Origin of the sequence: Variovorax sp. S12S4, from assembly GCF_023195515.1 — a bacterium.
Classification (GTDB): Bacteria; Pseudomonadota; Gammaproteobacteria; order Burkholderiales; family Burkholderiaceae_C; genus Variovorax.
Map to the genome: position 1 here is coordinate 298,700 of NZ_JALPKR020000002.1, position 16,974 is coordinate 315,673.

The 16,974-nt window shown below is 65.6% G+C and carries 21 protein-coding genes; 9 read left to right on the forward strand and 12 right to left on the reverse strand.

What is annotated here, in order from left to right:
- Window positions 1-21 precede the first annotated feature (21 nt).
- Window positions 22-1,329 carry a bifunctional tetrahydrofolate synthase/dihydrofolate synthase gene (gene folC, locus M0765_RS01730; RefSeq protein ID WP_258501646.1) on the reverse strand — a complete coding sequence of 436 codons (1,308 nt, stop codon included), beginning with the start codon at window positions 1,327-1,329 and terminating at the stop codon, window positions 22-24.
- Window positions 1,330-1,386: 57 nt separating this feature from the next.
- Between folC and M0765_RS01735 the strand changes: the two genes are divergently transcribed.
- The 4 genes from M0765_RS01735 (at window position 1,387) to argG (ending at window position 4,235) form a co-directional block, all read left to right on the forward strand.
- Entirely contained in the window at window positions 1,387-1,746 is a 360-nt protein-coding gene (locus M0765_RS01735) for an ArsC family reductase (RefSeq protein ID WP_258501647.1), read from the forward strand.
- A 58-nt stretch (window positions 1,747-1,804) separates the two neighbouring features.
- The gene (locus M0765_RS01740; protein ID WP_258501648.1) at window positions 1,805-2,401 is read left to right on the forward strand and encodes a hypothetical protein; all 597 of its coding nucleotides are present in this window, start codon (window positions 1,805-1,807) and stop codon (window positions 2,399-2,401) included.
- 146 nt (window positions 2,402-2,547) lie between these two features.
- Window positions 2,548-2,874: a pyrimidine/purine nucleoside phosphorylase gene (gene ppnP, locus M0765_RS01745; RefSeq protein ID WP_126746289.1), complete on the forward strand. Its 327-nt coding sequence runs from the start codon at window positions 2,548-2,550 to the stop codon at window positions 2,872-2,874.
- Window positions 2,875-2,894: 20 nt separating this feature from the next.
- On the forward strand, window positions 2,895-4,235 hold the full coding sequence (gene argG / locus M0765_RS01750) for an argininosuccinate synthase (protein WP_157614981.1): 1,341 nt from the start codon (window positions 2,895-2,897) through the stop codon (window positions 4,233-4,235).
- A gap of 83 nt (window positions 4,236-4,318) precedes the next feature.
- Here argG and M0765_RS01755 read toward each other — a convergent pair whose 3' ends face one another.
- Together M0765_RS01755 and murB are read right to left on the reverse strand one after the other, a co-directional pair.
- Window positions 4,319-5,152, reverse strand: coding sequence for a glycine-rich domain-containing protein (locus M0765_RS01755; protein WP_258501652.1), 834 nt, complete (start codon window positions 5,150-5,152; stop codon window positions 4,319-4,321).
- Entirely contained in the window at window positions 5,152-6,204 is a 1,053-nt protein-coding gene (gene murB / locus M0765_RS01760) for a UDP-N-acetylmuramate dehydrogenase (RefSeq protein ID WP_258501653.1), read from the reverse strand. The genes M0765_RS01755 and murB overlap by 1 nt, the downstream gene beginning before the upstream one ends.
- 44 nt (window positions 6,205-6,248) lie before the next feature.
- On the opposite strand from murB, the gene M0765_RS01765 reads away from it, so the two are divergent.
- A complete protein-coding gene (locus tag M0765_RS01765; RefSeq protein WP_028259207.1) occupies window positions 6,249-6,734 on the forward strand; it encodes a YajQ family cyclic di-GMP-binding protein in 486 nt (161 codons plus the stop codon).
- A 7-nt stretch (window positions 6,735-6,741) separates the two neighbouring features.
- Window positions 6,742-7,383 (forward strand): retropepsin-like aspartic protease family protein, encoded by a 642-nt coding sequence (locus M0765_RS01770; protein ID WP_258501655.1) that lies wholly within the window; start codon window positions 6,742-6,744, stop codon window positions 7,381-7,383.
- Window positions 7,384-7,399: 16 nt separating this feature from the next.
- Here M0765_RS01770 and M0765_RS01775 read toward each other — a convergent pair whose 3' ends face one another.
- From M0765_RS01775 to M0765_RS01790, 4 genes are read right to left on the reverse strand one after another with little or no spacing between them, the layout of a single operon-like run.
- Window positions 7,400-7,753: a RidA family protein gene (locus tag M0765_RS01775; protein WP_258501656.1), complete on the reverse strand. Its 354-nt coding sequence runs from the start codon at window positions 7,751-7,753 to the stop codon at window positions 7,400-7,402.
- 11 nt (window positions 7,754-7,764) lie between these two features.
- Entirely contained in the window at window positions 7,765-8,400 is a 636-nt protein-coding gene (gene plsY / locus M0765_RS01780) for a glycerol-3-phosphate 1-O-acyltransferase PlsY (protein WP_126746295.1), read from the reverse strand.
- 41 nt (window positions 8,401-8,441) lie between these two features.
- A complete protein-coding gene (gene ybaK / locus M0765_RS01785) occupies window positions 8,442-8,933 on the reverse strand; it encodes a Cys-tRNA(Pro) deacylase (protein WP_258501660.1) in 492 nt (163 codons plus the stop codon).
- A gap of 22 nt (window positions 8,934-8,955) precedes the next feature.
- Window positions 8,956-10,017, reverse strand: a complete 1,062-nt coding sequence (locus M0765_RS01790) for an aldo/keto reductase (protein WP_258501661.1) — start codon at window positions 10,015-10,017, stop codon at window positions 8,956-8,958.
- Window positions 10,018-10,132: 115 nt separating this feature from the next.
- Between M0765_RS01790 and M0765_RS01795 the strand changes: the two genes are divergently transcribed.
- Complete coding sequence (locus tag M0765_RS01795) at window positions 10,133-11,062, forward strand: alpha/beta fold hydrolase (RefSeq protein WP_258501663.1); 930 nt, start codon at window positions 10,133-10,135, stop codon at window positions 11,060-11,062.
- Between the two features lie 10 nt (window positions 11,063-11,072).
- On the opposite strand, the gene M0765_RS01800 is transcribed toward M0765_RS01795, so the two are convergent.
- From M0765_RS01800 to M0765_RS01820, 5 genes are read right to left on the reverse strand one after another with little or no spacing between them, the layout of a single operon-like run.
- A complete protein-coding gene (locus M0765_RS01800; RefSeq protein ID WP_258501664.1) occupies window positions 11,073-11,780 on the reverse strand; it encodes an aspartate/glutamate racemase family protein in 708 nt (235 codons plus the stop codon).
- Between the two features lie 53 nt (window positions 11,781-11,833).
- On the reverse strand, window positions 11,834-12,190 hold the full coding sequence (locus tag M0765_RS01805; protein WP_258501665.1) for a hypothetical protein: 357 nt from the start codon (window positions 12,188-12,190) through the stop codon (window positions 11,834-11,836).
- A gap of 20 nt (window positions 12,191-12,210) precedes the next feature.
- A complete protein-coding gene (locus M0765_RS01810) occupies window positions 12,211-13,032 on the reverse strand; it encodes a MetQ/NlpA family ABC transporter substrate-binding protein (protein WP_258501666.1) in 822 nt (273 codons plus the stop codon).
- 49 nt (window positions 13,033-13,081) lie between these two features.
- Window positions 13,082-13,744, reverse strand: coding sequence for a methionine ABC transporter permease (locus M0765_RS01815; protein WP_047783086.1), 663 nt, complete (start codon window positions 13,742-13,744; stop codon window positions 13,082-13,084).
- Entirely contained in the window at window positions 13,737-14,609 is an 873-nt protein-coding gene (locus M0765_RS01820) for a methionine ABC transporter ATP-binding protein (protein WP_258501669.1), read from the reverse strand. Before M0765_RS01820 ends, M0765_RS01815 begins: the two co-directional genes overlap by 8 nt.
- A 238-nt stretch (window positions 14,610-14,847) precedes the next feature.
- On the opposite strand from M0765_RS01820, the gene M0765_RS01825 reads away from it, so the two are divergent.
- Window positions 14,848-15,669 (forward strand): MetQ/NlpA family ABC transporter substrate-binding protein, encoded by an 822-nt coding sequence (locus M0765_RS01825; RefSeq protein WP_258501670.1) that lies wholly within the window; start codon window positions 14,848-14,850, stop codon window positions 15,667-15,669.
- A 198-nt stretch (window positions 15,670-15,867) separates the two neighbouring features.
- Window positions 15,868-16,972, forward strand: a protein-coding gene (prfB, locus tag M0765_RS01830; protein WP_125964635.1) for a peptide chain release factor 2 whose coding sequence is annotated in 2 segments (ribosomal slippage) — window positions 15,868-15,948 and window positions 15,950-16,972 — 1,104 coding nt in all. Because the reading frame shifts where the segments join, the coding sequence is not laid out codon by codon here.
- Window positions 16,973-16,974: the final 2 nt, after the last annotated feature.

The window sequence follows — 16,974 nt, forward strand, 5'->3', positions numbered from 1 at the left end:
ATGGTGCGGACGGTTCGGCGATCAGCCGCCGGGCAGCAGGTGTTTGGCTTGCAGCCGCGGAGTGCCGTGCTCCAGCACGCCACCCACGGTGAAGAACGATCCGAAGACCACGATTCTATCAGCGGGGTCTGCGTGCTCGATGGCTGCGCGCAGTGCTTCCATCGGCCCCGCATGCACGCTGCCGGAGACGTCGCCGCGCGTGTTCTGCGCCTGCCAGCTCGCGAGCAGATCGCTCGCCTTGGCGGCGCGCGGCGTCGGCAGATCGGTGAAATACCAGCGGTCGATCATCGGCCCGATGCGCGCGAGGATGGGGGCCAGGTCCTTGTCGGCCATGACACCGAACACGCCGTGCGTGGTGGGGTAGAAACCCATCGCATCGAGGTTCTCGGCCAGCGCCGCGACGGCATGGGCGTTGTGCGCCACGTCGAGCACCAGCGCGGGCTCGCCCGGAACAATCTGGAAACGGCCGGGCAGCTCGACCATGGCGAGCCCCGTGCGCACCGCCTGCGCGGTGATGGGCAACTGCTGCCGCAGCGCCTCGAGCGCCGCAAGCACACCCGCGGCATTGAGCAACTGGTTGGCGCCGCGCAGCGCCGGGTAAGCCAGCCCGCTGTAGCGCCTGCCGCGGCCCGACCAGCCCCACTGCTGCTTGTCGCCGGACACATTGAAGTCGTGCCCGAAGCGCCACAGGTCGGCGCCGATGGCGGTGGCGTGGTCGATCACGCTTTGCGGCGGCATCGGGTCGCTCACGATGGCGGGCTTGCCCGGGCGCAGAATCCCGGCCTTCTCGAAGCCGATGCTTTCGCGGTCGGGCCCGAGGTAGTCCATGTGGTCGAGGTCGATGCTGGTGATGACCGCGCAATCGGTGTCGATGATGTTGACCGCGTCGAGCCGGCCGCCGAGCCCCACTTCGAGAATCGCCACGTCGGGCTTTTCCTCGATCATGCAGCGCAGGATGCCGAGCGTGGTGAATTCGAAGTACGTCAGGGCCATGTCGCCCCGGGCTGCCTCCACGACCTCGAAGTTTGCTATTAATTTAGAAGCATCAACCGCCTCGCCCGCCAGTCGCAGCCGTTCCTCGAAGCGCACCAGGTGCGGCGACGTGAAAACCGCCGTGCGGTAGCCCGCATGCGTGAGGATCGATTCGAGCATGGCGCAGGTCGAGCCCTTGCCGTTGGTGCCGGCCACGGTGATGACCGGGCAATCGAAGCGCAGGCCCATCCGGGCCGCCATTTCCTTGGCGCGATCGAGGCCGAGCTCGATGTTCTTCGGATGGAGTTGCTCGGCGCGTGCGAGCCAGTCGTTAAGGGTTTCCATGGAGCCCGACATTGTCGCCGACCCGGAACGCGCGGGCCGCGCCCGGTTTTATCGGCATCATTGGCGTCCATGACAACCCTCTACGGAATTCCCAACTGCGACACCGTCAAGCGCGCCCGCGACTGGCTCGACGAACATGGCATTGCCTACACCTTTCACGACTTCAAGAAGCAAGGCGTGCCCGAGGCCGAACTCGACCAATGGCTGAAAAAGCCGGGCTGGGAGGCACTGGTCAACCGCCGCGGAACCACCTGGCGCAAGCTCGATGAAGCCGAGCGCAATGCAGTGGTCGATGCCGCCTCGGCCCGGGCGGTGCTCCTGGCCAACCCGAGCCTGATCAAGCGGCCGGTGGTCAACTGGGGCGCCAAAATCGGCGTTACGACAGGATTCGACGCGCAAGCCTGGGCTGCCGCTGTGAACGCCGTGTAAACGCCGGAACCCTGCCTTGCCGGCCAGCCTCCAACCCCGATCTGCAGGAGAGAACACCATGAACAGACACGTCTTTCGCACCCTCGCGGGCCTTTCGGCGGCCGGTTTGCTGGCGGCGGGCGCCGCCACCGTGCAGGCCCAGGAAGCATGGGCGCGGGTGATTTCGGCCACCCCCGTGTATGAGACGACCGGCAGCAGCCCCAGCTACAACGTCACCTACGAATACAACGGCCGGCAGTACACCACGCGCATGAACAGCCGTCCGGGCGCCACCATCCCGATCCAGGCCAACGCCTACGGCGTGACCACGGCACCGGTTGCGCCGCAGCCTCAGCTGCAGCCCTATCCGGTCGAGGCCGACCGCGGCCAGCAGCAATACCAGCAGAGCCCGCAATACGCGCAACCCTCGCAGCAGGGCGGGTCGCCCTGGGACAACGTGGTGCCCGAGCCGGGCGTGGTGGTTTCCAATGCGCCGCCGCCGGCACCGGTCTACGTGCGGCCGGCTCCGGTCTACGCGGCGCCCGTGTACGTGCAACCGACCTACGTCTATCCGCAGCCCTACGTCTACCCGCCGGTCGGCCTCTCGCTGAATTTCGGCTACTCCAGGGGATGGGGCGGCTACCGCGGCGGATGGGGCCACCGCCACTGGCGCTGAGCCGTGCCTAGGCAGGCGCCCGCGCAGAGGCTGCGGGCGCGGGTTCGGCCAAGCCCTAAAATCGGGGACTTTTCCAACCCCGAGGGGTGCGCCGCCGCGGTGGTGCGTCCTCGACAAGCCGACCGCGCACGCGCCGGCGCCATCCAATGACGACGACTACCGACACTCTCAACAGCGCCGCAGTGGCGACCAAGGCCAATGTGTACTTCGACGGCAAGTGCGTGAGCCACAGCCTCACCCTGGCCGACGGCACGAAAAAATCGGTCGGCGTGATCCTTCCGTCCACCCTGACCTTCAAGACCGGCGCCCCTGAAATCATGGAAGGCACGGCCGGCAGCTGCGAATACCAGCTCGAAGGCACCACCGAGTGGGTCACGGCAGGCCCCGGCCAGAAGTTCAGCGTGCCGGGCAACTCGAGCTTCCAGATCCGCGTGGCGGGCGAGCCCTACAGCTACATCTGCCACTTCGGCTGAACCGCCAACCGGACACCCACATGTCGACCATTCTCCAAAACGTTCCCGCCGGCCAGAAGGTCGGCATTGCCTTTTCGGGCGGCCTGGACACCAGCGCCGCGCTGCACTGGATGAAGCTGAAGGGCGCGATTCCCTACGCCTACACCGCCAACCTCGGCCAGCCCGACGAGCCCGACTACGACGAGATTCCCCGCAAGGCGATGCTCTACGGCGCCGAGAACGCCCGCCTGATCGACTGCCGCGCACAGCTTGCCAACGAAGGTATCGCCGCGCTGCAGGCCGGCGCTTTCCACGTGACCACCGCGGGCGTTACCTACTTCAACACCACGCCGCTGGGCCGCGCGGTGACCGGCACCATGCTGGTGTCGGCCATGAAGGAAGACGACGTCCATATCTGGGGCGACGGCAGCACCTACAAGGGCAACGACATCGAGCGCTTCTACCGCTACGGCCTGCTCACCAACCCCAACCTGAAGATCTACAAGCCCTGGCTCGACCAGCTGTTCATCGACGAACTCGGCGGCCGCGCCGAAATGTCGGCGTTCATGACCAAGGCCGGCTTCGGCTACAAGATGTCGGCCGAAAAAGCCTACAGCACCGACTCCAACATGCTCGGCGCCACGCACGAGGCCAAGGACCTGGAAAACCTCGACAGCGGCATGCAGATCGTGCAGCCGATCATGGGCGTGGCGTTCTGGAAGGACGAGGTCGAGGTCAAGCGCGAAACCGTCACCGTGCGCTTCGAGGAAGGCCGCCCCGTGGCCCTGAACGGCGTGGAGCACGCGAACCTGGTCGACCTCATCCTGGAAGCCAACCGCATCGGCGGCCGCCACGGCCTGGGCATGAGCGACCAGATCGAGAACCGCATCATCGAGGCCAAGAGCCGCGGCATCTACGAAGCCCCCGGCCTCGCGCTGCTGTTCATCGCCTACGAGCGCCTGGTGACCGGCATCCACAACGAAGACACCATCGAGCAATACCGCGACCATGGCCGCAAGCTCGGCCGCCTGCTCTACCAGGGCCGCTGGTTCGACCCGCAGGCCATCATGCTGCGCGAAACGGCACAGCGCTGGGTGGCACGCGCCATCACCGGTGAAGTGACGATCGAGCTGCGCCGCGGCAACGACTACTCGATTCTCAACACCGTGTCGCCCAACCTTACGTACCAGCCCGAGCGCCTGAGCATGGAAAAGGTGGCCGGCGCGTTCACGCCGCTCGACCGCATCGGCCAGCTCACGATGCGCAACCTCGACATCGTCGACACGCGCGAAAAGCTCGCGATCTACACCCGCACCGGGCTGCTGTCGCCGGGCCAGGGCACCTCGGTGCCGCGGCTCACCAACGACGACGAAACCAAGTAAGCCGACGCGCTTTCTTTCAATGACAAACGGGCCCTCATGGGCCCGTTTTCATTTGTGCGAAGTGCTGCGCGCCTGCCGCTCGATCAGTCGCCGCCACCGCCTCCGCCGCAACCACCACCGCAGCCGCCGGAAGAATCCCCTCCTCCGCTGCCGCCGTCGCCGCTGCCGCTCGATTCGCTGCCGCCGAAGCCGCCGGCATCGCCCGCGCCACCGCCATCCGACGACGAATCGCCAAAGCTGGTGCCGCAGTAAGCATCGGAGCCGCTTTGCCGGTCGATCGCCTTGCAGTCGGGCACGTAGTCGAAGCCGCCCGGAATGCCGAACTTCACGTCCAGCGCAAACAGCAGCGGCAGGCGCGAGGGCTTGCGCGGATCGATGCTTTCTTCCTTGCAGGCCCAATACCAGGTGCGGCGCAGGCCGTCGTTGCGCTTCGGGTCCTTGCCCAGCACCTCGGCCGGGCTGTGGTGCAGCATGCCGCCGAAGGCCGCCTTGCACCAGTTCTGGTAGCCCTGCGTGTGCAGAATGAACTCGTGCCAGGCCGTGTCGACCACCTTCGAAGGCATGGCCACGAACTTGCGGCCGCTGCGCAGATGGGCCATGAAGAACTGGCGCAGGCCGCGCAGCACCAGCTCGGCGTCGCGCACGCTGAGGCCCGGGTGCGCCGCGCGCAGCTTGCCGATGAGAAACGGCGGCATGCGGGCTTCACGGATGAACTGCCGGCGCAGGCTGGTTTCCATGAACCCCAGCGTGGCCGCCAGGGCCCACGCGCCAAGAACCAGCGGCACCAGCACCAGCCAGCCGCCATTGCGAAAGGCAAAGAACACCGCGACAAGCGCCCCCACCACCGCGGCCCGGCGTGCCCACATCAGCGCGGCAATGCGCCGCCGGTAGTTCAGGTGCAGAAAATCCAGGTCCATCAGACGACCACCGGCTCCGGCTCCAGCCGGATACCGAAGCGCTCGTACACGCTGGTCTGGATGGCCTTGGCCAGTGTCATCACCTCGCCGCCGGTCACCGGGTTTTCAAGGCCGCCGCGGTTCACCAGCACCAGCGCCTGCTTTTCGTACACGCCGGCGTTGCCGACCGACTTGCCCTTCCAGCCGCAGGCGTCGATGAGCCAGCCCGCCGCCAGCTTGATGCTGCCGTCGGCCATGGGGTAGTGCACGATCTTCGGGTCGCGCGCGATGATGTCGGCGCACTGCTCGGGCGTGACGGTGGGGTTCTTGAAGAAGCTGCCGGCATTGCCGAGCACCCGCCAGTCGGGCAGCTTGGCCCGCCGAATGGCGCAGATCCAGTCGAACACGTCGGTGGCGCTGGGCGTGAAGTTGCCCGTTTCATCCATCTTGCGCTCGAGGTCGAGGTAGCCCACCACCGCCTTCCAGGGCTTGGGCAACCGAAAGCGCACCCGGGTGATCAGCGCCCGGCCCGAAAGCCCGAAATCGTTGGGCCCGCTGCGCACGTGCTTGAACACCGAGTCGCGATAGCCGAAGGCGCACTGCGCGGCGTCCAGCGTAAAGGTGCGCCCGGTGTCCAGGTCGATGGCGTCGAGCGATTCGAAGCGGTCTTGCAGCTCGACCCCGTAGGCGCCGATGTTCTGCACCGGCGCGCCGCCCACGGTGCCCGGAATGAGCGCCAGGTTTTCGAGCCCCGGATAGCCGTTTGCCAGCATCCACTGGATTGCGTCGTGCCAGACCTCGCCCGCGCCGGCCTCCACGATCCAGGCGCGCGGGGTCTCCTCGACCAGCCGCAGGCCCTTGATCTCGACCTTGAGCACCAGCGGCTTCACGTCGCCCGTGATCACGATGTTGCTGCCCCCGCCAAGCACAAAGCGGGGGGCGTCGCGCCAGCGCGGATCGGCCCGCAGCTCGGCCACGTCCGCCTCGTTGGCGATGCGCGCCAGGTTCTGCGCGCGCGCGACGATGCCGAAGCTGTTGTACGGCTGCAGCGGGACGTTGTTCTCCACGATCATGGGAGAATTGTCGCATCCAGCTACCGTGAATCCAGGAGGAGCCCATGCCGTCTTTCGATACCGTCTGCGAACCCAATCTGCCCGAAGTGAAGAACGCGGTCGAAAACACCGCCAAGGAAATCGCAACGCGCTTCGATTTCAAGGGCACGGCAGCCGCCGTCGAGCTCAAGGACAAGGAAATCACGATGATCGGCGACGCCGAGTTCCAGCTCGTGCAGGTCGAAGACATTCTTCGCGCCAAGCTCACCAAGCGCAGCGTCGATGTGCGTTTTCTCGACAAGGGCGACGTGCAGAAAATCGGCGGCGACAAGGTCAAGCAGGTCATCAAGGTCAAGAGCGGCATCGAAACCGAGCAGGCCAAGAAGATCACCCGCATCATCAAGGACAGCAAGCTCAAGGTGCAGGCCGCCATCCAGGGCGACGCAGTGCGCATCACCGGCGCCAAGCGCGACGACCTGCAGGCCGCCATGGCGTTGATCAAGAAGGACGTGCCCGACATGCCCCTCTCGTTCAACAACTTCCGCGACTGAGCCCCGCATGAAATCGCTGGTCGTCGCAGCGCAGTTGCTGGCTGCCGCTGCAGGCGCGCATGCGGCGAGCTCGGTCATGCTGACCGGCACCATCGGCAGCCGGGCCATCCTCATCGTGAACGGCGCTCCGCCCAAGACGGTGGCGGTCGGCGAAACCTTCCAGGGCGTCAAGCTGGTGTCGCTGCAGGCCGAGCAGGCGGTGGTCGAGCTCGAAGGCAAGCGCGTCAACCTGCGCATGGACACGCCGGTGAGCATTGGCGGCGGCACGGGCACAGGCGGCGGCAGCCGCATCGTGCTGCCGGCGGACAGCCGCGGCCATTTCATGACGCAGGGCGCCATCAACGGCCGCACGGTCACGTTCATGCTCGACACCGGCGCCACGTCCATCGCGCTTTCGGCCGCCGACGCGCAGCGCATCGGGCTCGACTACAGCAAGGGGCAGCGCGTCCAGATGAACACCGCCAACGGCGTGTCCAGCGGCTACAAGCTGCGGCTGCAGTCGGTGCGCGTGGGCGACGTCGAGGTGTACGACGTCGAAGCCATCGTATCGCCGCAGCCCATGCCTTTTGTGCTGCTGGGCAACAGCTTCATCAACCGCTTCTCGATGCGCCGGGACGCGGACCAGATGGTCCTCGAGAAACGCTATTGACCGTGCTTGTAGAGCGTCAGGCCTGCGCGGCCGTGACCACGATCTCGATCTTGTAGGCCGCATTGGCCATCTTGGCCTGCACCGTCGCGCGCGGCGGCGTGTTGCCGGCGGGAATCCACGCATCCCAGATTTCGTTCATTGCCGTGATGTCGGTAATGTCCGCCAGGAAGATTTGCGTCATGAGAATGCGCGACTTGTCGCTGCCGGCCTCGGCCAGCAGGCGGTCGACCATGGCCAGCACCTGCGTGGTCTGGCCGCGGATGTCCTGCGAGGTGTCGTCGGGCACCTGGCCTGCAAGGTAGATGGTGCCGTTGTGCACCGCCGTTTCAGACAAGCGGGGGCCGACGTGAAAGCGGGTAATGGTTGCCATGGTGTTCTTTCTCAAGCCTTTTTCTTGGAGCCGAGTTTCGACTCCGTGCCGGCCGCGAGCCGGCGGATGTTTTCGCGGTGCCGCCAGACGAGCAGCAGACTCATGATGATGATCGCAATCAACACCGTGCGGTCGAGTGGCCACGCAATGTTGCCGCCAATCAGGTAGTACGCCGGCGCAAAGAATGCCGCCACCAGCGAAGACAGCGACGAATAGCGGAAGAACACCGCAATGATCAGCCAGGTGACGCCGGTGGCCAGCCCCAGCCACGGCGCAATGCCCACCAGCACCCCGGCCGCCGTGGCCACACCCTTGCCGCCCTGGAAGCCGAAGAACACGGGGTACAGATGGCCCAGGAAGGCCGCCAGGCCCGCCAGCGCAGCCACGCCCTCGCCCAGGCCCCACTGCGCGCCGAAATGGCGAATCACGAACACCGGCAGCCAGCCCTTGAGCGCATCGAGCAGCAAGGTGGCCAGCGCCGCGCCCTTGTTGCCCGAGCGCAGCACGTTGGTGGCACCGGGGTTGCCGCTGCCGTAGCTGCGCGGATCGGCCATGCCGAGCGATTTGCTCACGATGACCGCGAACGAAAGCGAGCCGATCAGGTACGAAGCCACGATGGCAAGGAGGGAAGGCAAATGAAAGCTCAAGGCGGCGCTCCACGAAGGATGGATGTTCTTATTCGGGCCGGCTATTCTGCCAGCGCGCACTGCACCGGCTTGGCGCCGAGCAGCGCCACGCACACCTGCGGGTCGATGCCCACCAGGTAGCCGCGCCGCCCGCCGTTGATCGCGATCTTCGGCAGTTCCAGAATGGTCGACTCGATGTACACCGGCATCTGGCGCCGCGTGCCGAAGGGCGAGGTGCCGCCCACCATGTAGCCGCTGTGGCGCTGCGCGACCTCGGGCTTGCAGGGCTCCACCGACTTGGCGCCGATCTGCCGCGCCAGGTTCTTGGTCGACACCGTGCGGTTGCCGTGCATCAGCACGATGAGCGGCTTGGCGTCCTGGTCCTGCATCACCAGCGTCTTCACGACGGTGAAGGGGTCGAAGCCCAGCACCTCGGCGCTGTGCTGCGCGCCGCCGTGTTCCAGGTACTCGTACGGGTGCTCCGTGAAGGCGACCTTGTGCTCGCGCAGCAGCTGCGTGGCGGGAGTTTCGGAAACGTGCGCCTTCTTGCTCACCGGCGCACCCCTGGCGCTGCGCTCACGTTGCCGGGTCCCGGATTTCCCAGCGGATCTGGTCGATCTCGGCCAAGACCTCGGGCGAAAGCGTGGTGCCCCACACGTCAAGGTCTTCGTCGAGCTGAGCCACCGTGGTCACGCCGATGATGGTGCTTGCCACCTGCCATTTGGTGTAGCAGAAGGCCAGCGCCAGCTGCACCGGCGTCAGGCCGTTGTCGCGCGCCAGCTGGTTGTAGCGGCGCGCCGCCTTCAATGCATCGGGCCGGCCCCAGCGCTGCTTGCGCACCGATTCGTAGCTCGAGATGCGCGCGCCCTTCGGTGCCTCCGGCCCCTCGATGCCGCCCTGGTCGTACTTGCCGGTCAACAGGCCAAAGGCCAGCGGCGAATACGCCAGCAGCGAAACGCCGAGCCGGTGCATCGTCTCGTCGAGACCGTTCTCGAGCCCACGGCTCACCAGGTTGTAGACGTTCTGCACCGAGGCCACGCGCGGCAGGCCGTGCTGCTCGGCCAGCCGTACGAACTCGTGCACGCCGTACGGGGTTTCGTTCGAAAGGCCGATTTCGCGCACCTTGCCGGCCTTGACCAGCCCGCCCAGCGCCTCGAGCTGCTCGTGGATCGGGGTTTGCGAGGTTTCCTTGGCCGGGTCGTAGTAAAGGGCGCCGAAGGCCGGCACGTGGCGCTCGGGCCAATGGATCTGGTACAGGTCGATGACGTCGGTCTTCAGCCGCTTCAGGCTGGCGTTGCACGAGGCCACGATGTCGGCCGCCGTCATGCCCGTGCCTTCGCGCACCCAGGGTGTGGCGCGCACAGGGCCGGCCACCTTGGTGGCGAGCGTGATCTTCTGGCGCGCGCCGGGGTTGGCCGCAAACCAGTTGCCGATGATGGTTTCGGTGGCGCCGTAGGTCTCCTGGCGCGTGGGTACCGCATACATCTCGGCCGTGTCGATGAAATCGACGCCGCGCTCGAGCGAGCGGCTCAAGATGGCATGCGAGGTGGGCTCGTCCACCTGTTCGCCGAATGTCATGGTGCCAAGGCAGATCGGGGTGACCTGCAGGCTGCTCTGGCCGAGTTGGATTTTTTTCATGCGCGGAATGCTACCGCCCTCCTCTACGGTGCGCTGGCCGCGGGCTCAAAACCCGAGCGCGCGCTGTCTTGTGGCGGACTGCGCCGCGGCCCGCGGCTCCGTATCATCGGCGCCCATGTACCAAGCCCTTCGTCCTTCGCGCACCGAATTCGTGCCCGTGCGCAATCTCCGCTACCACGTGCGCGTGTGGGGCGAGCCCTCCGCGGCGCGGCCGCCGTTGGTGCTGCTGCACGGCTGGATGGACGTGGGGGCCTCGTGGCAGTTCGTGGTCGATGCGTTGGCCGAAGAGCGCTTCATCATCGCGCCCGACTGGCGCGGCTTTGGCCTGACCGATGGCGGCGGCGTCGACAACTACTGGCTGCCCGACTACCTTGCCGACCTGGAATGGCTGCTCGACCATTACGCGGGCGAAGGCGATGCGGCGCAGCCCGTCGATCTGGTCGGCCACAGCATGGGCGGCAATGTCGCCATGCACTATGCGGGGGCAAGGCCCGGGCGCATTCGGCGCCTGGTCAATTGCGAAGGCTTCGGCATGCCCGCGCGCAAGCCCGAGGAAGCGCCCGCGCGCTACGGGCAATGGATCGACGAGCTCAAGCGCCTGCACCGCGGCGAAATGGCGCTTGCCAGCTACTCGTCGGTCGACGGCGTGGCGCGCCGGCTCATGAAGACCAACCCGCGCCTCACGCCCGACAAGGCGAACTGGCTGGCCGGCCATTGGTCGGCCGCGCAAACCCAGCCCGACGGCAGCGAGCGCTGGCAGATTTTGGGCGAAGCCGCGCACAAGATCATCAATGCGAACATCTTCCGGGTCGACGAAACGCTCGCCTTGTATGCGCGGATCTCGGCGCCCACGCTCATGGTCGAGGCCGCTGACGACAGCCTGCACGGCTGGTGGAAAAACCGCTACACGCTCGAAGAGTTTCACGAGCGCCTGAAGTCCGTGCCCTCGGTGCGCATCGAGCAGGTGGCCGATGCCGGCCACATGCTGCACCACGACCAGCCGCAGCGCGTGGCCGGACTGATCGAGCAGTTCCTGGCCGGCTGACCTGCCAGCTTCAGTTGGCCGCGCGGCCCTGCAAGGTGCGCTGCAGCGCCGCGCGCGCCAGCAGCCGCGTGGAATCGAGCGTCGGCAGCGGCGAGTTCACGTCGTTCATGATCAGTGGAATTTCGGTGCAGCCAAGCACCACCGCATCGCAGCCGTCTTCGTCCTTCATGCGCTGGATGACGCGGCGGAACGCCGTGATGGCGTCGGGCGTGAAAACACCGCAAACCAACTCGTCCATGATGATGCGGTTGATCTCTTCGCGCTCTTCAGCGTTAGGTCGAACGTATTCAAGCCCCTTGACCGACAGCTTCTCGGGGTAGACCTCGCTCTCAACCAGCCAGCGCGTGCCGGTGATGGCCAGGCGCTTGAACCCGCGCTGCGCGGCTTCGTCGGCCACGCATTCGGCAATGTGCAACCACGGCAACGGCGAGCGTTCCGCGATGAAAGGCAGCGCCTGGTGAATGGTGTTGTCCGGGCAGACCAGAAAACTCGCCCCTATCTTCGCGAGTTTGTTGGCCGAAGCCAACATCACCTCGCCCACGCCGCGCCAGTCGTTGCGGTAGATGTGCTGCATGTAGTCGGCAAGCGACGGCGTGTGCATCGAGACTTCAGGATGCGCATGCGGGCCGAGCAGCTGGGCCCCTTCCACGCAGATGGTTTGGTAGCAGAGCGCCGCGCCTTCGGCGGAGCATCCGACGATTCCGATGTGCTGGGTCATCCGCACATGCTACAAGCCCGCGGGCCCGGCGCGCGCCAGACCCGGCTTTGCACTCAAGCTTCTTCGTCCGCGTCGTTGCCAGTCAGCATCAGCACCTCTTCGACGAAGGCGTCGAAGTGCGGCAGCGCGGCGGGCAGCGGCCGGGCCGGCGCGGCCTGGCCGTCGTCGAAAAAGTGCTCGGCGCCGGCCGAAAGCGCCACCCATTCGCCCGCCTCGAACAGCAGGCCCAGGTAGCCGTGTTCGGTGCGCACGTAGAACAGGCTCGCACGTTCGAGCACCCGCTGGCCTGCGGGCGCTTCTTCGCGGCCCCAGGTCACGCCTTGCCCGGCCAGGCGCTCGGTGATGCGGCCGTCGCACACATGCGTGTCGCACCAGCGTCCTTCGGCATCGAAAACGGCGAGCACGGGCATGGGCGTCCTTTGCTTGAGAGTTACTGCAGGAAGCTGGGCTTGGCGTAGCCCTGGAACTTGGTGTCGACCACGGCCTTGAACTCCTTGGAGCGGTAGGCGTCGGCAATGTCCTTGGCCCAGGGCGCGTTCTTGTCCGCGCTCTTCACGGCCACCACGTTCAGGTAGTAGTCGGGCGTCTTTTCGAGCACCACGGCCTCGGTGAGCTTCAGGCCCGACGAGATTGCGAAGTTGCCGTTGACGATGGCGTAGTCGGTATCGCCCAGCGAGCGCGGCAGCTGCGCGGCTTCGAGCGGAATGAACTTCAGCTTCTTCGGGTTCTCGGCCACGTCTTTTTCAGACGCGCGCAGCGGATCGACGCCGGGCTTGATGGTGATGAGCTTGTTCTGCTCCAGCAGCACGAGCGCGCGGGCCAGGTTGCTGGGGTCGTTGGGCAGCGTGAAGCGGTCGCCCTCTTTCACTTCGGCCAGGGTCTTGCGCTTGGTCGAGTACACGCCCAGCGGCGCGATCGGGCCCTGCACCAGTTCGGCGAGGTCCAGCTTCTGGTCGGCCGAGAACTTCTTCAAATAGACCTGGTGCTGAAAGAAATTGGCGTCGAGCGAACCTTGGGCCAGCGCGAGATTGGGCTGCACGTAGTCGTTGAACTCGACCAGCTTCACCTTGTAGCCCTTCTTCTCGAGGAGGGGGACGATGCCGGCCTTGAGCTGGTCGATGTTGGAGCCGGCGGTGCCGCCGATAACGAGGTTCTTCTTGGCTTCTTGCGCCTGTGCCAGCGAAAGGCCGCCGAACGAGAGGGCGACCAGAGACAAGGCGAGAACGGAGCGGCGCAGCAGTGCGGTTTTCATGGAATGAGCAGGATAGAAAAGAGACAAAAGGAAAGAGAAAAACAAAAAATCAACGCTTGTCCAGCCTGCGCGCCGTGGTGTTGCCCACGAATTGCAGGATCTGTACCAGCACCACGAGCAGCGCCACGGTGAGCACCATCACGTCAGTCTGAAAGCGGTAGTAGCCGTAGCGGATGGCCAGGTCGCCAATGCCGCCGCCGCCCACCACGCCGGCAATGGCCGAGTACGAGAGAAAGCTCACCGCCAGCACCGTGAGCGCCAGCACCAGACCGGAGCGCGCCTCGACCACCAGCACGCGCCAAACGATCTGCAGCTCCGAGGCGCCCATGGCGTGCGCCGCCTCGATCACGCCGCGCGGCACCTCGCGCAGGCACTGGTCCACCAACCGCGCAAAGTACGGAATGGCCGCAAACGACAGCGGCACCGCGGCCGCCAGCGGCCCGATGGAGGTTCCGGCAATCACGCGCGTGAACGGCACCAGCGCCACCAGCAAGATGATGAAAGGAAACGAACGCACGGTGTTCACGATCCAGTTCAGGACAAGGAACGCCGGCTTGTTTTCGAGCGACTGGCCCGGCCCCAACAAGAACAGCAGAATGCCCAGCGGCCCGCCGATCAGCACCGCCGCCGAGAGGCCGATGGCCAGCATCAGGAAGGTCTGGCCCGTGGCCACCCACAGCTCGGGGAGGATGGGCGCGATGTTTTCAAACATAGGCCACCTCCTGCGCGCTGCGCTGCACCGGCAAGGGGCGCGGCGTGATGGGTTCGCGCGCCTCGCGCTCGCGGCGACGCACCAGCTCGTCGATTTCGCGGCCCAGCGCCGTCCTGCGCTCTTCGGCCGGCGCATCGAGCACCGCAAACTGCTCCACCAGGCGGCCCTTCTCCAGAATGGCCACGTTGCGGCACAGCACCTCGACCACCGAGAGCTCGTGCGTCACGATGACGATGGTCACGCCGATCTTCTGGTTGATGTCGCGCAGCGTTTCGAGCAGCGCGCGCGTGGTTTCGGTGTCGAGCGCCGAGGTGGGCTCATCGCACAGCAGCACTTGCGGCCGCGGCGCCAGCGCACGCGCAATGGCCACGCGCTGCTTCTGCCCGCCCGAAAGCTGCGCCGGGTAGGTGTCGATCTTTTCGGCCAGCCCCACCAGGGCCAGGCATTCGCGCACGCGGGCATCGATTTCGGCCTTCGAATGGCGGCCGTGGATCTTCAGCGGAAACGCCACGTTGTCGAACACCGTGGCGTTCTGCAGCAGGTTGAACTGCTGAAAAATCATGCCGATGTTCTGGCGCATGTCCCGCAGCTCGCGGCGCGAGAGCGTCGTCAGGTCGCGCCCGCCGACGAAGACCTTGCCCGCATCGGGCCGCTCCAGCAGGTTGATGAGGCGCAGCAAGGTCGACTTGCCCGCGCCGCTCTTGCCGATCAGGCCGAACACGTCGCCCTGGTGAATGTCGAGCGAGAGCGACTGCACGGCGTCGAACACCTCGCCGCTGGGCAAGGCGAAAGACTTCTGCACCGATTGAAGTCGGATGACCGGCGCCGCGTTGCCGCGGGCCGTATCAGGCGAATGGTTGGTCATGGAGAGGAGGCACGGCCCGCGTCAAGGCGGGCCGCGGAGTTCGCAAAAAGGTGCCGAGTATGAAAACAAAATCGTCAAAAGGGAACGAACAAATCGGCGCTTGCTTATGCATGAAAACGCATAAGCATTGAAGAAGCTCGGCGAACAACGCCATATCGATATGCGCATTGGTTCGTTCCCAAACCGGCGGGGCAATGCCACATTCGCGGCCTTACTTTTTTTGATTTCGCGCAACAACATGCACAGCACCCTTCGCCGCCGCACCCTCGCCCTTGCAACCGTTGCGGGCGTAATTTTCTTCACCGGTAGCGCCGCCTTCGCGCAAGACAACAACAAGACCGCCATCAAGGTGGGCGTGTCCGTCGGCAACGGCGAGCAGATCTTCGAAGTGGTGAAGAAGGTCGCCGCCAAGAACGGCCTGAACATCCAGGTGGTGGTGTTCAACGACTACCAGTTGCCCAACGCCGCGCTGGCCTCGGGCGACCTGGATGCCAACGCCTTTCAGCACCAGCCCTTTCTGGACAACCAGAACAAGGCCCGCGGCTTCGACATCGTGCCCGTGGGCCTCACCATCACGGCGCCGCTGGGCTTCTACTCGCGCAAGATCAAGTCGATCGACCAGCTGCCGGACGGCGCCTCGGTCGGCATCCAGAACGATCCGTCGAACGGCAACCGCGCCTTGCTGCTGCTGCAAACGGCCGGTCTCATCACGCTGAAGCCCGATGCGGTGAAGAACAACAACGCCACGCCGCTCGACGTGGTGAGCAACCCGAAAAAGCTGAAGCTGGTGGCGCTGGACGCCGCCCAACTGCCCCGCTCGCTCGACGACCTGGCCATTGCCGCCATCAACAACGACTACGCCGAAAAGGCCGGCCTTTCGCTGAACAAAGACGCGGTCATCAAGGAATCGGCCAAGAGCCCCTACGCCAACCTGATTGCCGTGCGCCGCGCCGACAAAGACAAGCCCTGGGCCAAGCGACTGGTGGCGGCTTACCAGTCGCCGGAGGTGAAGAGCTTTATCGAGAGCCAGTTCAAGGGCTCGCTGGTCCCTGCCTTCTGACTTTGCCTTCCTCCCTCCCCTTCCGGGGAGGGTTGGGGTGGGGGCAAGCGGCTTCCGAAGAAGCACAGCGCTCGATCGAAGCCCGCCCCCATCCCAGCCTTCCCCCAGCGGGGGAAGGAGCAATACAGGGGCTCTCCTCGGCGACGGTGCGGTCCATGAGAAAATGTCCGGTTTCCCCGAACACAGTCAGGACACCCCATGGACGCAGAACAAATCAACCAAATCGGCGCAACCCTCGCGGACCTGAGCGCGCGGACGGCAGATTTACGGAGGTATCTTTGACTACGATGCCAAAGCCGAACGTCTGAGGACGGTTAACGCATCGCTCGAAGACCCGAACGTCTGGAACGACCCCAAGAAGGCCCAGGAACTCGGCCGCGAGAAAAAGTCGCTCGACGACGTGGTCGTGACGCTCGACCGCCTCACCAGCGGCTTGTCGGACAACACCGAGCTGTATGAAATGTCGAAGGAAGACGGCGACATGGACGGCTTGCAGTCCATTGCCGACGACGCCGCCGCGCTCGAAGCCGACATCAAGCAGCTCGAATTCCGCCGGATGTTCAACAACCCGGCCGATCCGCTCAACGCCTTTGTCGACATCCAGGCCGGCGCCGGCGGCACCGAGGCTTGCGACTGGGCCAGCATGCTGCTGCGCCAGTACCTGAAGTACGCCGAGCGCAAGGGCTTCAAGACGCAGATCGAAGACGAAACGCCGGGCGACACCGCCGGCATCAAGGGCGCGACCATCAAGGTAGAGGGCGACTACGCCTTTGGCCTGCTGCGCACCGAAACCGGCGTGCACCGCCTGGTACGCAAGTCGCCGTTCGACTCGTCGGGCGGGCGCCACACCAGCTTTGCCTCGATCTTTGTCTACCCGGAAATCGACGACTCCATCGAGATCGAGATCAACCCGGCCGACGTGCGCACCGACACCTTCCGCGCAAGCGGCGCGGGCGGCCAGCACATCAACAAGACCGACTCGGCCGTGCGCCTGACGCACATCCCAACCGGCATTGTGGTGCAGTGCCAGGACGGCCGCAGCCAGCACAGCAACCGCGACGTGGCGTGGAAGCGCCTGCGCTCGCGCCTGTACGACCACGAAATGCGCAAGCGCCAGGAAGAGCAGCAAAAGCTCGAAGACAGCAAGACCGATGTGGGCTGGGGCCACCAGATCCGCAGCTACGTGCTGGACAACAGCCGCATCAAGGACCTGCGCACCAACGTTGAAGTCTCGGCCACGCAAAAGGTGCTCGACGGCGACCTGGACGTGTTCATCGAAGCCTCGCTGAAGCAAGGCGTGTAATC